At 67.5% G+C, this 14458-nt stretch carries 14 protein-coding genes; 10 read left to right on the top strand and 4 right to left on the bottom strand.

Going from position 1 to position 14458, the window contains the following annotated elements; genetic code table 11:
- Positions 1 to 79: 79 nt before the first annotated feature.
- Positions 80 to 1051 carry a deoxyhypusine synthase gene (locus C450_RS08075; protein WP_005042457.1) on the bottom strand — a complete coding sequence of 324 codons (972 nt, stop codon included), beginning with the start codon at positions 1049 to 1051 and terminating at the stop codon, positions 80 to 82.
- A 115-nt stretch (positions 1052 to 1166) separates the two neighbouring features.
- Entirely contained in the window at positions 1167 to 2426 is a 1260-nt protein-coding gene (locus C450_RS08080) for an inorganic phosphate transporter (RefSeq protein WP_005042459.1), read from the bottom strand.
- A 169-nt stretch (positions 2427 to 2595) separates the two neighbouring features.
- Here C450_RS08080 and hisC point away from each other — a divergent pair, with 169 nt between their 5' ends.
- From hisC to C450_RS08100, 4 genes are read left to right on the top strand one after another with little or no spacing between them, the layout of a single operon-like run.
- Complete coding sequence (hisC, locus tag C450_RS08085) at positions 2596 to 3687, top strand: histidinol-phosphate transaminase (RefSeq protein WP_005042461.1); 1092 nt, start codon at positions 2596 to 2598, stop codon at positions 3685 to 3687.
- A complete protein-coding gene (locus C450_RS08090; protein ID WP_005042463.1) occupies positions 3684 to 4253 on the top strand; it encodes an adenylate kinase family protein in 570 nt (189 codons plus the stop codon). Before hisC ends, C450_RS08090 begins: the two co-directional genes overlap by 4 nt.
- 19 nt (positions 4254 to 4272) lie before the next feature.
- A complete protein-coding gene (locus C450_RS08095; RefSeq protein WP_005042465.1) occupies positions 4273 to 4890 on the top strand; it encodes a CDP-alcohol phosphatidyltransferase family protein in 618 nt (205 codons plus the stop codon).
- A gap of 46 nt (positions 4891 to 4936) precedes the next feature.
- On the top strand, positions 4937 to 5464 hold the full coding sequence (locus C450_RS08100; RefSeq protein WP_005042467.1) for a multiprotein bridging factor aMBF1: 528 nt from the start codon (positions 4937 to 4939) through the stop codon (positions 5462 to 5464).
- A 96-nt stretch (positions 5465 to 5560) separates the two neighbouring features.
- Here C450_RS08100 and C450_RS08105 read toward each other — a convergent pair whose 3' ends face one another.
- A complete protein-coding gene (locus C450_RS08105) occupies positions 5561 to 5929 on the bottom strand; it encodes a DUF7475 family protein (RefSeq protein WP_005042470.1) in 369 nt (122 codons plus the stop codon).
- Positions 5930 to 6093: 164 nt separating this feature from the next.
- Between C450_RS08105 and C450_RS08110 the strand changes: the two genes are divergently transcribed.
- The 5 genes from C450_RS08110 (at position 6094) to C450_RS08130 (ending at position 12328) form a co-directional block, all read left to right on the top strand.
- Entirely contained in the window at positions 6094 to 8202 is a 2109-nt protein-coding gene (locus tag C450_RS08110) for an aldo/keto reductase (RefSeq protein ID WP_005042472.1), read from the top strand.
- Positions 8199 to 8978, top strand: a complete 780-nt coding sequence (locus C450_RS08115; RefSeq protein ID WP_005042474.1) for a CDP-alcohol phosphatidyltransferase family protein — start codon at positions 8199 to 8201, stop codon at positions 8976 to 8978. The genes C450_RS08110 and C450_RS08115 overlap by 4 nt, the downstream gene beginning before the upstream one ends.
- 124 nt (positions 8979 to 9102) lie before the next feature.
- A complete protein-coding gene (gene tpiA / locus C450_RS08120) occupies positions 9103 to 9750 on the top strand; it encodes a triose-phosphate isomerase (RefSeq protein ID WP_005042476.1) in 648 nt (215 codons plus the stop codon).
- 84 nt (positions 9751 to 9834) lie between these two features.
- A complete protein-coding gene (locus C450_RS08125) occupies positions 9835 to 11547 on the top strand; it encodes an acyl-CoA synthetase (protein ID WP_005042478.1) in 1713 nt (570 codons plus the stop codon).
- A 55-nt stretch (positions 11548 to 11602) separates the two neighbouring features.
- Positions 11603 to 12328 carry a ribosome assembly factor SBDS gene (locus C450_RS08130; RefSeq protein WP_005042480.1) on the top strand — a complete coding sequence of 242 codons (726 nt, stop codon included), beginning with the start codon at positions 11603 to 11605 and terminating at the stop codon, positions 12326 to 12328.
- Positions 12329 to 12439: 111 nt separating this feature from the next.
- Here C450_RS08130 and C450_RS08135 read toward each other — a convergent pair whose 3' ends face one another.
- On the bottom strand, positions 12440 to 12883 hold the full coding sequence (locus C450_RS08135; protein ID WP_005042482.1) for a DUF5518 domain-containing protein: 444 nt from the start codon (positions 12881 to 12883) through the stop codon (positions 12440 to 12442).
- Positions 12884 to 13055: 172 nt separating this feature from the next.
- Between C450_RS08135 and hflX the strand changes: the two genes are divergently transcribed.
- A complete protein-coding gene (gene hflX, locus C450_RS08140; RefSeq protein WP_049910012.1) occupies positions 13056 to 14345 on the top strand; it encodes a GTPase HflX in 1290 nt (429 codons plus the stop codon).
- The last annotated feature ends 113 nt before the right edge of the window (positions 14346 to 14458 follow it).

The following is a 14458-nucleotide window of genomic DNA, read 5'->3' on the forward strand; positions in this document are numbered from 1 at the left end:
CACGTGATCGAAGAGAGCGCGTGAGTCGGCGAGAGTGCGCGAATCGGCGACGGAGACCGGGAGTCAGGCGGTCGGGGTGCTACTGGAACGCGCCCGCGACGAGCAGCGGGAAGACGAGCGTCGCCTCGGCCTCGACCTGGGTGTAGTTGGTGTCGGCCTCCTTGATCTTCCCCCACGACACCGCCTCGTCGGGGGGCGCACCCGAGAGCGAGCCGTCGCCCTCCATCCCCGTCGAGATGTAGACCGCGTAGTCGGCTCCGCCCCGGAAGAGGTTGGTCATGATCGCGTGGTGTTTGGGGACGCCGTCGCCGACCGCGATCAGCCCGGTCGTGTCGGCGGCCAGTCCGCCGTCGATGAGGCGCTCGTAGTCGTCGAGCAGCGTGATATCGATGTCGGCGTCGTGCTGCTGGCGATAGAAGTAGAGGAAGTTGCCCACCTCGGCGTCGGTCAGCGCCGGGCAGTAGACGGGAACGTCGTTGTCGGCGGCCTGTTTCAACACCGAGTTCTCGTCGTCGAGGGTCGCCCCGAGCTCGCGCGCGAACGCCGTCGGCGTCCGCAGCGACTCGTCGGCGAAGAAGTCCTCAAAGAAGTCATACAGGTACTCCTCCAGCCAGACGTACCGATCGGAGGGTACGAAGATGTTGCCGAGTCGGTTGATCCCGCGCTCGCGGAGTGCGGCCTCGTCGGCGTCCCACTCGCCCATTTTGAACGGTTTGGCCGTCTTGATGACGTCCTCGGTCAGCCCGCCGGAGGTGGTGATGAGCACGTCGACGTGACCCTCGCGGACGAGCGCCGCGACGACCTCGCGCAGCCCCGAGGAGATGATGTTCGACGTGCAGGTGAGGTAGATCGTCGCGTCGGCCGCTCGCATCTGCTCGGCGATGTCAATGGCCTCGGCGAGCTGGCTCGCCTGAAACCCCGTCGTGGCGTACGACTCCAACAGCTCCCCGAAATCGAACCCGTCGCGGAACTCGTAGCCGTGTACGTCCGGCGTCGAAAGCTCCTCGTCGCTGCCGGGAACGACGTTCTCGTGTGAATCTGCCTCGTCCATACCACCGATAGACCGAGGCGGGGTTTGAATCGCTCGAAACGGACGCTCGCGGCGTCGGCTGGGTGTTCGCGAATCGAGTTCACCCTCGCTTGGACTGGCGGTGTCGCGGTAGCGGCTACGCGCCGCCGTAGACAGGGAAGAGTTCAAATAGGACGAACGAGGCGGCCGCCGACAGCGACGGGGTCATGATCCAGAGCATGATCACGCGTCCCGTCGTCGCGGGGTCGAACAAGTCGTTGGCAGAGAGTTCGTCGGGTTCTTCCTCACCGATGCCCGGTACGCTCTCCGTGCCGGCGACGCCACCGTTCGCGGTATCGTCGGTGGCGTCACCAGCCACGTCGCCGGCAGCGGTCTCGGCAGGTGCGTCGGCGGCGAGCGCGTTCGTCGAGATGGTCGTCGTTTCCTCGCTACCCTGGATGGCGGCCGTCGCCGCGGTGGCGACGGTGGTCGTGCGGGTCGCCCGTCCCCAGCCGAGACCGACGATACACATCGTCGCGCTGACCGCGAGACTCGCCGGAATCCCGAGTTCGGAGAGCACGGTGATGATCGTGGCGCTCACGATGGCGACCACGAGGGACGCGAGCAGCGGGAGATCGGTGAGATCGTTGCCGACGGTGTCGAGGGTGCGTCGCGCGATCGTGAACGAGCCGAGACCGATGGCCACCGCCGCGAGGACGACACCTTGAGTGATACTGATCGCGCCACCGCCGACGAGCGGCGCGACCGCGTTCGCGGTGTTCGACGCACCCGCGCTAAAGGCCATGTAGCAGCTGATCGCGAGTACGACCGCGCTCCAGAACCCCTCCTTTCGGGTGGTGTCCTCGGCCAGGCGCGGGAGCGGAATCGAACCTGAGCGATCGATCACGAACAGCGCGCCGTCGGAACGATCGATCCCGAACCACGCGTCGAGATAGGGGTAGAGGTAGCGGCCGACGACCGCACAGATCCAAAAGGCGAGCACCGGGGCGACGATCCACGCGGAGACGATCTCGAACATCACGGCGTAATCGAGGCTCCCGCTCGCCACGCCGAGCCCCGCGATCGCGCCGACCGCGGTCATCGAGGTCGAGGCAGGAACTCCAAAGAGGTTCGAGATCAACAGCGCGAGCCCGACGAAAAAGAGCACGCCGACGCTCGCCGCGAGCGTGAACTGATCGGCGGGGACGATCCGACCACCCATCGTCTCGATGACCTCCGTGCCGACCGTCGCCCCGCCGAGCAGCGCAAATCCCGTAAACAGCGCGGCAGCGCCGGTCTTCGAGACGAGTCGACTCCCCACCGCGGGGCCGAACGCGACCCCCGTCGAGGAGCCGCCGATGTTGAACCCGACGAAGACCGCGACCGCAAGCCCAATGATAAGAACGGCAGCAACCATGAATAACTTATTGAGCCCTTCAGACTAAATAGTGCCGCTTTCGACTCACGCCCGCACCCGCCTCCACGGTCGTCAACGTCCGCCGCGGTCGTCGCGTCACCCGAACACAGTCGACCGCGGGCTGTGGCCGTGTGAGCACGCTTAAGCCCCGGCGACCGTTCGTCCCGGTATGCAGACACGCGATCTCTCCGAGCACGCCGTCTACAGGGCCGGCGAGGGGAGTGAGGAGGTCGCACGCGAGCTGGGACTCGATCCCGACGACCTCGTGAAGCTCTCCTCGAACGAGAACCCGCACGGTCCGAGTCCGGCAGCGATGACGGCGATCAGTGAGGCCGCAAGCGAGGTCCACGTCTATCCCAAATCGGCCCACTCCGATCTCGTCGCCGCGATCGCCGACCAGTGGGAGGTCGCGCCGGCCCAGGTGTGGCTCGCCAACGGTGGCGACGGCGCGCTGGATTACCTCTCACGCGCGCTGCTCGATCCCGGCGCGGCGGTGCTCGTTCCCGAGCCCGGTTTCGCCTACTACGGGATGAGCGCGCGCTATCACCACGGCCAGGTTCGCAGCTATTCGCTTCGGACCGAGGACGGGTTCACCCAGAGCGCCGACGCGGTGCTCGATGTCTACGACGGCGAGCGGATCGTCTACCTCACCAGCCCGCACAACCCGACCGGCACGACGGTGGACCTCGCGGCCGTCGAACGGATCGCCGCGGAAACGAACGAGGACACGCTCGTGGTCGTCGACGAGGCCTACGGCGAGTTCGCCGAAACCCCCAGTGCCGTCCGATTGGTCGAAGGACGTGAGGGATGGGACGCCCGCGAGGATATCGCGGTGCTTCGCACCTTCTCGAAGGCCTACGGTCTCGCGGGGCTCCGACTCGGCTACGCCGTCGTGCCCGAACCCTGGGCCGACGCCTACACACGGGTGAACACGCCGTTCGCAGCGAGCACGGTCGCCTGTCGCGCCGGCCTCGCCGCGCTCGACGACCGCGAGCACGTCGAGCGCACCGTCGAGTCGGCGGTGTGGGCGCGCGAGTATCTCGACAGCGAACTGGATGCCCGAACCCACGCGAGCGAGGGCAACTTCGTACTCGCTGAGGTGGGGGATGCGAGCGCGGTTGCGAGCGCAGCCCAACGCCGTGGCGTGATCGTCCGGGACTGTACGAGTTTCGGCCTCCCCGAGTGTATCCGAATCTCGTGTGGAACCCGCGCCGAGACCGAGCGCGCGGTCTCCGTGCTGAACGAGGTGCTCGCGGGGTGAGAGTCGCCGTCACCGGAACGCCGGGCACCGGCAAGACGACCGCGACCGACCGGCTCGTCGGGGACGGCGGAGACGCCGACAGCGCCCCTGAGAGTTCTGGCGGTGTCGAGGGGACTCTCGATGTCGTCCACCTGAACGAGGTGATCCGCGAAGAGGGACTGTCGACTGGCACCGACACCGATCGCGACAGTCTCGTGGCGGACCTCGACGGCGTCGAGGACTGGCTCGACGATCGTCCGACGAGCGCCGAAGTCACCCTCGTCGAATCCCACCTCGCCCACCGGCTCGACGCCGATCGCGTGGTCGTCCTCCGATGTCACCCCGAAGAACTCGAAGACCGGCTCGCCGCCCGCGGAGAGTCCGACGCCAGCGTGGCTGAAAATGCCGAGAGCGAAGCGCTCGACGTGATCCTCGCCGAGGCGGTCGAGCGCCACGGCCGCGACGCGGTGTACGAGATCGACGCAACCGATCGCACGCCCGAGGGCGTCGCCGGCGCGATTCGGGCGGTCGTCGCCGGCGAGCGCGAGCCGAGCGCCGGAACCGTCTCGTTCGTCGAGTACCTCTGACCATGTATCCCGATCAGCCATGACACTTGATGGGTACCGCTCGACCGCGGACCGGCTGCTGGAGCCGTTCGTCGGCTTCGCGGCTCGGGCGGGGCTGACGCCGAACGTCGTGAGCGTCGTCGCGTTCGTGTTCGCGGTCGCGGCGGGGGTGGCGTACGTCCTCGCGGGCGGCGAGGCGCTGTGGTATCTCGCCGGTGCGGTCTGTGTGGGACTCAACGGCTCGCTCGATCTGCTCGACGGCGCGCTCGCGCGCCGGCTCGACACCGCCTCGCGCGCGGGCGACCTGCTGGATCACGTTCTCGATCGGTACGCCGACGTCCTGCTGGTGGTCGGCCTCGCGCTCGGGATCGATCGCCCGACGCTCGGTCTCGCCGCCGTGACGGGCGTGCTGCTGACCTCGTATCTGGGCACGCAGGCCCAGGCCGTCGACCTCGATCGGGTGTACGGTGGCCTGCTCGGACGGGCCGACCGGCTCGCGCTGATCGGCATCGTGACCGGGATCGCGGCGTTCGTCCGGCCCGCGGTCGCGGGGCTGGGGCCCGTCGGCTGGCTGCTGGTCGTTTTTGCGGTCGTCGGCCATCTGACCGCACTCCAGCGACTCTACTACGCACTCCAGGCGCTCGCCGCCGAGGAGTGAGGCGGGTGGCGGACGTTTTATACGCAGGGACGGCCTTCGCTGCGATATGGTCCAGTGTGAGATGTGCGGTGCGGAGACCGATTCTCCGACGACGGTGAAGATCGAAGGCGCGGAGATCGACGTCTGTGACGACTGCGCCGAGTTCGGGACCGAAGTCCGCCAGCCCGCGTCCGAGAGCACGTCCACGAAGTACTCGACGGACTCCTCGGAGGACGGGGCGAGTGCGTCGTCCGGTGGGAGCGGATCGAGCGGTGGTGGCTCGACCTCGCGCGGACCGGACATGTTCGACGACATGGAGGAGGTCGTCCAGGACTACGACGAGCGCATCCGGAGCGCGCGCGAGGCGACCGACATGAGCCAAGAAGATCTCGCAAAGGAACTGAACGAGAAGGCGAGCCTCATCCGGAAGCTCGAACACGGCTCGATGCTGCCGAGCGACAGCGTCCAGAGCAAACTCGAACGCCGGCTCGACATCACGCTCACCGAGGGCGGCGTCGATGACACCGAGTGGGAGGGTGGCTCCGCGAGCGGCGAGTACACCCTCGGCGACGTGGTGCAGCGAAAGGACTCCTGACTCCGCATTCGGCGCGGACATCGCGAACGACCGCGGCTCGCGAACGGCGAACGTTCTGGATGGAGACCATCAACACCGGAAGCGACGATGCGATCCTCACGCGGCACGACGATAGAGTAACACGAGGACGACGATCAACACGGCCTGGATGGCCTTGTCGACGTACCCGAGCGTGCCGAAATCGGGGGCGTTCACGACGTACCACACGACGATCTGTCCGACGACGAAGAGGATTCCGAGCACGTAGAGGAGGGTGCGGCGATAGCCGTAGAGCACCCCGACGATGCCGACCGCGAACCCCGCTGCTGCGACGAGGAAGCTCCACCCGAGCGGGGAATCGATGAAGCTCACACCGAGATAGAGGTGGATGACGCCGGTGATCGCCGCGAGAACGATCCCGACCGACCGAAGCGGAGCGCCGGCAAGCGAGCCGATCCCAGTATCCGTATCGGTGCTCGTTCCCATAGTACATGCTGTGGCCTCCGGCCCGTAAACCTATCCTTCGCTCGGGCAACGATGTCCACCGTCGTGTGGGTTCCACGAGCCTCGCCGTGGACAGAAAAGAACGTGCTGGCGGCGGTTTTCGTGGACGGCGAACGGTTTTTGTCGACACATCACTCCATACTATCATGAAGTGTTCGCTCGTGGGCGCGGGCTCGGTCGCGGGGGAGTACCTCGCGGGTATCGACGACACGTCGCTGTCGCTCGCCGCCGTCTGCGACCACGACCGCGACCGTGCCGCAGCGGTCGCCGATGCCCACGACGCGACCGCCTACGGCGACGTGGCAACGCTGCTCGACCGTGAGCCGAGCCCGCTGATCGTGAACCTGACGAGCCACGCGGCCCACGCCAGCGTGACCCGGGCCGCCCTCGACGCCGGCCGCCACGTCTTCAGCGAGAAACCGCTGGCGACCGACGCCGCGGTCGCGGCCGACCTCGTCGCGCTGGCCGAACGGCGCGGTCTCGGCCTCGCCTGCGCCCCGATCAACCACCGGTGTGGCGCACAGCGGCGGGCCGCCACCATGCTGGCCGACGGGCGGACGGGGCCAGTGCGGATGGCGTCTGCCCACGCCCACGTCGGCCGGGTGACCGACTGGCACGACCGTCCGCAGTCGTTTTTCGACGTGGGACCGCTGTACGACGGCGCGGTGTACCCACTCTCGCTGCTCGTCGCGTGGTTCGGCCCCGTCGAGCGTGTTCGGAGCGCCGACGCCGCCGCGCCGTGGCCGGATCGCTCGGAAGCGGAACCCCAGAAACCGACCCACGTCGAGGCGACGCTCTCGTTCGCGGCGGGACCGTTGGTCCGACTCACCGCGAGCCTTTACGTCCCACACCGGAGTCGCGAGTTCTACGGGCTCGAACTCCACGGCGACGACGGCTCGGTGTACCTCCGGGACGCCGGTGCCCTCGTCGACGGCGACGAGGGTGTGGCGTTCGGCCGGGTCGGACGCGGGTACACGGCTGTCCCGCCACAGTCCCCCGCGGCGGACAGGAGCCACATCGACGGGCCGGCTCGGCTCGCGGCGGCCATCCGTGAGGGATGCACGCCGCGGGAAAGCGCCCGCCGGGGCGCACATGTCGTCGCCGCCTGCAACGCCATCGAGGATGTGGCCGGGGGTGCTGGAGCCGGCAGAACTGTGATCGAACCTTCCGCCGAAGCGGTGACCGGGACAGCCGCCGGAGCAGTGGTCGGGACACCTGCCGATCGGGACGAGACGATCGAGGTCGACGGCGGCGGGAGGGCCGCCCGTCGGGACGACCCGGCCGGCGGTCCGGATTTCGGAGCCGCGACGACTCGTCGGCGCGCGCCCGTCGTCCGGCCGGATCGCGCACGGACGGACGCGGCGATACGGCTGCCTTCCATCGGGTTCGGCTGTTCGCGCTACCGCGGCGACGAGTACGTCGACCGGCGGGAGTCGATCGCGACGGCGCTCGATGCGGGCTATCGGCTGCTCGACTCGGCCGAACTCTACGGGAACGAGGCGCGGATCGGCGACCTCCTCGCCGCGCCTGGCGCGCCGGATCGGTCGTCGCTCCACGTCACGAGCAAGGTGTGGAACACGAACCACGGCCACGTCGCGGAGGCCTGCGAAACGACGCTCGACGCGCTCGGTCTCGACGCGCTCGATTCGTACCTGCTCCACTGGCCCGAGGCGTGGGCGTACCAAGGGCCCCTCGAAAACCTCGCCGATCGTTCGATCGAGGCCCAAGAGAAAGCGACGTTCCCCCGCGACGCCGACGGCGAGATCGAGACCGTGGCCGTCACGCTCGAAGAGGCGTGGCGGAGTCTCGAACGTCTCGTGGATCGCGGTCTCACGCGGACGATCGGGATCTGTAACGTCTCGATGGAGCAGCTCGAATCGGTGTGTTCGCTCGCCCGCGTTCCGCCCGCGCTCGTCCAGATCGAACACCATCCACACACGCCCCGCGAGGACCTCGTGGCGTTCTGTCACCGCCGCGGCATCAGGGTTGTCGCCCACTCGCCACTCCCGGCGTCGGTGCTCACCGAGCCGGTCGTCGAGGAGATCGCCGACGAGCGCGGGCTGTCGCCGGCCCAGGTCGTGCTCGCGTGGAACGTCGGGGACGGGGTCGTTCCCATCCCGTCCAGCACGGAACCGGCGCACATCGTGGAGAACGCCGCGGCTGCCGCCGTCCGGCTCTCGCAAGCGGAGTACGACCGTCTCGACGCGCTGTCCGGGGACGGAAGCGGGGACGAGCTGGCCGGGGACGAACGGTGAGCGAAGGCAGCGGCACGCTCGGGCCGACCGTCCGACTCCGGCGGCAGTGGCTCCTGGCCGCAGTCTGTGCCGCGGTCGGGGTCGTGCTCGGCTGGGACGCGCTCCGCGAGTTCGACATGGCGATCGCCCGTCAGTGGGTGCTGCCGACGACGGCGGTGCTCGGGTTCGAACTGTGGTTTCTGACGCGTCACCTCGACCGCAACCGCACCGCAGAGGGGCGGCTCTGTGAGACGCTCGGTCCTGCGAACGCCGTGACGCTGGTGCGGGGCGGGCTGTACGCGGCGGTCGCGGGGTTCGTGTTCGTTCCGCCAACGCCGGCGGTCGCGTGGCTGCCCGGCGTCTGTTACGGCGTGGGGGCGGCGCTCGATTGGATCGACGGCCGGATCGCCACGACGATCGGACGGGTGACGCGGCTCGGGGCGACGCTCGATCACGCATTCGACACGCTCGGGTTCCTCGTCGCCCCGCTCGTGGGCGTCGTCTGGGGACGGCTTCCCGTGTGGTATCTCGCGCTCTCGTTCGCACGGTACGTCTTCAAGGCGGCACGGGCCGGGCGGCGACACCGAGGACGGCCGGTGTACGACCTCCCCGAGAGTCGGGCTCGCCGCCCGCTCGCGGCAGGCCAGATGGCGTTCATCACGCTGGCGCTGCTCCCCGTGCTCCCCGCGCCGACGGTCCACGTTGCGGCCACGCTCGCCCTCGTCCCGTCGCTCGCGGTGTTCGCCCGGGATTATCTCGTCGTCTCCGGCCGGCTTCGGACGGACGGCTCCCCGTGATCGGCGTCGGCGCGACGTACGCGCTGGTCAGAAAACGGCTGCCGCCGTACGTCGCCCGCCTCGTCGGGTAGCGTCGGCCCGGTAGTCTCGCAACCTATTTGTCCGCGGCGAGCGCCAACCGGGTATGTTCGTTCTCGTCAACCTGAAGGCGTACCCGTCCGATCCGGTCGAGATCGCCACCGTGGCGCGCGACGTCGCCGACGAGTCGGGCGTTCGGATCGCCGTTTCGCCCCAGGCCGCAGACATCGGACGAGTGGCCGAGACGGGCGTCGAGACGTGGGCCCAACACGTTTCGCCCGTCGAACACGGCAGCCACACCGGAAGCACGCTCGCCGAGGCGGTCGCGGACGCGGGCGCGGTCGGCACACTCCTGAACCACTCCGAGCGCCGGCTGCGGCTCGCCGACATCGACGGCGCGCTCGATGCGGCCGACCGCGCCGGGCTCGAAACCATCGTCTGTGCGAACAACCCCGACCAGATCGGCGCGGCGGCGGCGCTCGGGCCCGATGGCGTGGCTGTCGAACCACCCGCACTCATCGGCGGCGACGTTTCGGTGAGTCAGGCCGATCCCGGGATCGTGGAGAACGCGGTCGCGGCCGCCGCGGCAGTCGACGATTCCGTGGACGTGCTCTGTGGCGCAGGCATCTCCGCGGGCGAGGACCTCGCGGCCGCCGGTGACCTCGGCGCGTCCGGCGTTCTGCTCGCGAGCGGCGTGGCGAAGGCCGACGATCCGCGGGCGGCACTCACCGATCTGGTCGAACCGCTCGCATAGGGTTCGCCGTCTACTCCTCGATCGTACGGCGTGTCCTCCGAGTAACAACATGATTGATAACGTTGGTGTGCGATGGTGCTGCACATGGCAGCACACAACCTGCCCGATTACGAGGCCGCGCGCGAGGAGTTCGCGTGGGGCGACATCTACGCTGAGGCCGACTGGGACGCACCCGACGAACTGAACGTCGGCCACGAGGTCTGCGACCGATACGCCGACGGTACTGGGCGAGTTGCACTCCAGTACGCCGGCACCGACGGCGAGCGCGAGACGGTGACGTTCGACGAACTCGCGGAGCGGTCGAACCGGTTCGCGAACGTGCTCGAAAACGAGGGCGTCGAGCGGGGCGATCGGGTGTTCACGTACATGCCCCGAATTCCCGCCCACTACGTCGCGCTGATCGGCACCCTGAAGCACGGGGCGGTGTTCGGCGGCGTCAACGAGCGCTTCGGTCCCGACGGTATCGCCTACCGGCTCGACGACTGCGACGCGACCGCCGTGCTGACGACCGCAGCCAACCGCGACACCGTCGAGCGCGCGCTCGACGACGCCCCCTCCGTGGCGACGGTCATCACGGTCGATCGGGACGACGGCGAGGGAGACGGCAGTGCTGGTGGGAACGAAGACGCCATCGCCGACGGCGACGTAGGGTACGCCGACGCAATGGCCGCCGCGAGCGCGGAGTACGAGACGGTCCGAACGAACGGGGAGGACGACGCGCTGCTCTACTACACCAGCGGCACCACGGGCCCCGCGAAGGGCGTCCGCCACAAACACCGGTGGGTCGCCGGGGTCGCGGCCACCCAGCGGTTCGCGGTCGATCTCACCGACGACGACCTGTACTGGTCGACCGCCGATCTCGGCTGGCTGACCGGCCCGATCAACGTCCTCGGGGCGTGGTTCTGGGGTACGAGCCAGTTCACCTACGAGGGCGAGTTCGATCCCGAGGAGTGGGCCACCCTGCTCGACGAGTTCCCGATCTCCGTCCTTTTCAGCGTGCCGACGGCCTACCGAATGCTCCGGACGAACGAGGGCCTGCTCGACGGCGTGGATCTCGACCTCCGCCACGCGCTCTCGATCGGCGAACCACTCTCCGCTGGCGTGGTCGAGTGGGGCGAGGACGCCCTCGGCGTCACGATCCTCGACACCTACGGCCAGACTGAAACGGGGAACATGGTCATCAACAACTACCCGACGATGGAGCTCCGGCCGGGGAGCATGGGCAAACCCCTGCCGGGCGTCGAGTCGACCATCGTCGATCCTGAGACCGGCGAGGTGCTTTCACCTGGTGAGACTGGCGAGATCGCCCATCGCGGCGAGTTCCCGTGCTTTTTCGCGGGCTACTGGGAGAACCAGCAGAAAACCGACGCGTGTTTCGTCGACGGATCGGATGGCGAGTGGTATCTCTCGGGCGATCTCGCGCACATGGACGAGGACGGCTACTTCTGGTTCGAGGGCCGGGCCGACGACGTGATCCTCTCGTCGGGCTACCGGATCGGTCCCTTCGAGGTCGAGTCATCGCTGGGCGAACACCCCGCAGTGACCGAGGCCGCGGTCGTCCCGAAACCCCACCGGGAGCGCGGCAACATCGTCAAGGCGTACGTCGTGCTCACCGACGACCACGACGCCAGCGACGAACTCGCCGAGGAGATGAAGACCCACGTCCGCGAGGAGCTCTCGGCCCACGAGTACCCGCGGGAAGTGGAGTTCGTCGACGATCTCCCGAAGACCGTCACGGGAAAGATCCGCCGGACCGAGCTCCGCGATCAAACTGTCGACCCAACCGCGGGCGACTGATCGCCGCTCGCCGTCGGGGAGAAACGACTTGTAGCTCCGGCCCCCACGGCCGGGCATGATATCGCTTGACGAGGCGGTGACGGCGCGTCTCGAATCCCACGGCGCGCGCTTCGAGGTCCTGATCGATCCCGACGCCGCGCTCGAGATCAAACGCGACGAGTTCGAGGGCGATCTGGAGGACGTGATCGCCGCCGAGGACGTCTTCGAGAACGCTTCCCGCGGGGATCGTCCTGCAGAGTCCGATGTCGAGGAGGTGTTCGGGACGACCGAACCTCTAGAGATCATCCCCGAGGTGATTCAGGAGGGTGAGATTCAGATCACCGCCGAGCAGCGCCGCGAGATGCAAGAACAGAAGCGACGACAGCTCATCAACACCATCGCGCGCAACGCCGTCAACCCACAGATGGACGGCGCGCCTCATCCGCCGGACCGGATCGAGTCCGCGCTAGAGGAGACCGACTTCCGGATCGATCCGATGGACACAGTAGAGAACCAGATCGACGAGGCGCTCGACGCGCTTCGTCCTGTGATCCCGATCCGGTTCGAGGAGGTCACGATGGCCGCCCAGATCCCCGCCGACCACGCCGGCAGCGCCCAAGCCCAGATCCGGCAGTTCGGCGACCTCGTTCGTGAGGAGTGGCAGAACGACGGCTCGTGGATCGGGGTGGTGGAGTTCCCGGCGGGCCTCCAGAACGACTTCTACGAACTCGTCAGCGAGCAGTCCAGCGGCGAGGGCGAGACCAAGAAAGTCAGGGACGAGGAGGACATCCGGACGCGGTAGCCGGCGGTGTGTTGCTTTCGACGCGAGTGTGTTGTGGATCTCTTCTCGTGGTCCCCGAAGTAATCGATGTGACGGACACGGAGCGTATGGTGAACAGTTCCTGTAACGTTGCTACGACGCGTCCGCTGTCCATCGCGTGGCGACCCTCTTCGCCGTCCAGCCACCGACGCGGCCGCACACTAACCCGAAAACGGGCGCAAGACACAGTATTACGGCACTAGCCCCGACGAAAAACACCATTTCGGCCGTCGTCGGCCATGCCAACACAGCATTCTCGATGGCGGTACCAGCAGCTGCTGCTATGGGTGCAAGTATTCCGACAGCTCCAGCGAGAACACCAGTACGGAATCCGGCGGCATCCGGTTCTGCCGAGCGTGTTGGGGCAATGAGTCCCGCGATGAACGCGCCGAAAATCATGATACCGCCCGCGAAATCCCCTTCGGAGTACGGAAACCAGTTCACGACGACTGCGAGGGGAAGTGACGCGAGTGCGCCGATCACTGCGTACCGCCATGCCGGTGGGAGAGTGTGGGTGCGAACGAGCGACGAGGACATTCGTGCTCGATAATTGGTCGAGAATCGACATATAACTGTCGACGGCTCATCCACGACGGCGACCGCATCCGATCGTGGAACGCGGAGCGTTGCCTCGAAACGGAGGCCGGGATTGAAGACGGTCGGCGGCGTACTGCAGGACGATCGACGCGATAGCGCGTCGAGCCACCACATGAAGGCCATCATCGCAAAACGGGTCGATGCGGGCACCGCCGACACGGGGGAGATCACCGATCTCGCGCGAGCGGCCGACCACGAGGTCGTCGGGACGATCACCCAGACGAGGACCGAGGACGCTGGGCTCCACTTCGGTGAAGGGAAGGTCGACGAGCTCGCGGCGCTCGTCGCCGAAACCGGCGCGGAGACCGTGATCTTCGACAACCGGCTCGGACCCTATCAAACCTACAATCTCGGCGGGCGACTCCCCGACGACACCACGGTGATCGATCGCTTTCGGCTGATCCTCGAGATCTTCGGCCAGCGCGCGCGCACCCGGAAAGCCCAGCTCCAGGTCGAGCTCGCGGAGCTCCGATACGAACTCCCGCGGGCTGAGACGAAGACCAGCCTCGCCCAACGTGACGAGCGCCCGGGGTTCATGGGACTCGGCGAGTACGAGGAGTCGCGCGAACAGGACATCAAGGCCCAGATCAGCGCGATCCGCGAGGAGCTCGACGGCATCGAGGAGACCGAACAGCACCGACGAGAGCAGCGCCGAGAGTCGGGGTTCGATCTCGTGGCGCTCGCGGGCTACACCAACGCCGGGAAATCGACGCTCCTCCGGCAGGTCGCCACCGACGTCGACGTCGACGAGAACGAGGAGCTCCATCCGGATCTCGAACCCACCGCCGAATCCGAGAACCGACTGTTCACGACGCTCGGAACCACGACACGCCGGGCGGCGATGGACAGACCCGTTTTGATGACCGACACGGTGGGATTCATCGCGGATCTGCCACACTGGCTGGTCGAGTCGTTCAAATCCACGCTGGATTCGGTGTATCGTGCAGACCTCGTCCTGCTGGTGGTGGATGCGAGCGAGCCCGTCGAGGAGATGCGCGAGAAGCTCGTCACCGCCCACGACACGCTCTACGAGCGCAACGAGGCCCCGATCGTCACGGTGTTGAACAAGACGGATCTCGTGCATCCCGACGAACTCGTCGAAAAACGCGAGGCGCTCTCGTCGCTCGCGCCGAACCCCATCACTGTGAGCGCCGCCGAGGCCGACGGGATCGAGTCTCTCCTCGAACGCATCGAGGGCGAACTCCCCGATTACGAGCGCGAGCGCCTCGTGCTCCCGATGACCGACGAGACGATGAGCCTCGTCTCGTGGATCCACGACCACGCCCGGGTCGAGGACGTCTCCTACGGCGATCAAGCCACCATTGCATTCGAGGCCCGCCCCGCCGTGATCGAGCGCGCACGCGACAAGGCGAACGATCTCCCGCTCCCGGAGTCGGCCTGACCGGCCTGGACGTGGATCGAGACGGTCCGGTGGACGACGATCGGCCGCGATCGTCTACCCGCTATCGAAACATTTGTACAAAACGTTTATGCTGTTTTGCCACGGGATGATGT

The organism is Halococcus salifodinae DSM 8989 (genome assembly GCF_000336935.1).
Lineage (GTDB): Archaea > Halobacteriota > Halobacteria > Halobacteriales > Halococcaceae > Halococcus > Halococcus salifodinae.

Excerpts from the sequence above, each read along its gene's own strand:
- C450_RS08075 (WP_005042457.1), bottom strand. The coding sequence starts at position 1,051 with ATGGACGAGGCAGATTCACACGAGAACGTCGTTCCCGGCAGCGACGAG.
- C450_RS08080 (WP_005042459.1), bottom strand. The coding sequence starts at position 2,426 with ATGGTTGCTGCCGTTCTTATCATTGGGCTTGCGGTCGCGGTCTTCGTC.
- hisC (WP_005042461.1), top strand. The coding sequence starts at position 2,596 with ATGCAGACACGCGATCTCTCCGAGCACGCCGTCTACAGGGCCGGCGAG.
- C450_RS08095 (WP_005042465.1), top strand. The coding sequence starts at position 4,273 with ATGACACTTGATGGGTACCGCTCGACCGCGGACCGGCTGCTGGAGCCG.
- C450_RS08100 (WP_005042467.1), top strand. The coding sequence starts at position 4,937 with ATGGTCCAGTGTGAGATGTGCGGTGCGGAGACCGATTCTCCGACGACG.
- C450_RS08105 (WP_005042470.1), bottom strand. The coding sequence starts at position 5,929 with ATGGGAACGAGCACCGATACGGATACTGGGATCGGCTCGCTTGCCGGC.
- C450_RS08110 (WP_005042472.1), top strand. The coding sequence starts at position 6,094 with ATGAAGTGTTCGCTCGTGGGCGCGGGCTCGGTCGCGGGGGAGTACCTC.
- tpiA (WP_005042476.1), top strand. The coding sequence starts at position 9,103 with ATGTTCGTTCTCGTCAACCTGAAGGCGTACCCGTCCGATCCGGTCGAG.
- C450_RS08125 (WP_005042478.1), top strand. The coding sequence starts at position 9,835 with ATGGCAGCACACAACCTGCCCGATTACGAGGCCGCGCGCGAGGAGTTC.
- C450_RS08130 (WP_005042480.1), top strand. The coding sequence starts at position 11,603 with ATGATATCGCTTGACGAGGCGGTGACGGCGCGTCTCGAATCCCACGGC.
- C450_RS08135 (WP_005042482.1), bottom strand. The coding sequence starts at position 12,883 with ATGTCCTCGTCGCTCGTTCGCACCCACACTCTCCCACCGGCATGGCGG.
- hflX (WP_049910012.1), top strand. The coding sequence starts at position 13,056 with ATGAAGGCCATCATCGCAAAACGGGTCGATGCGGGCACCGCCGACACG.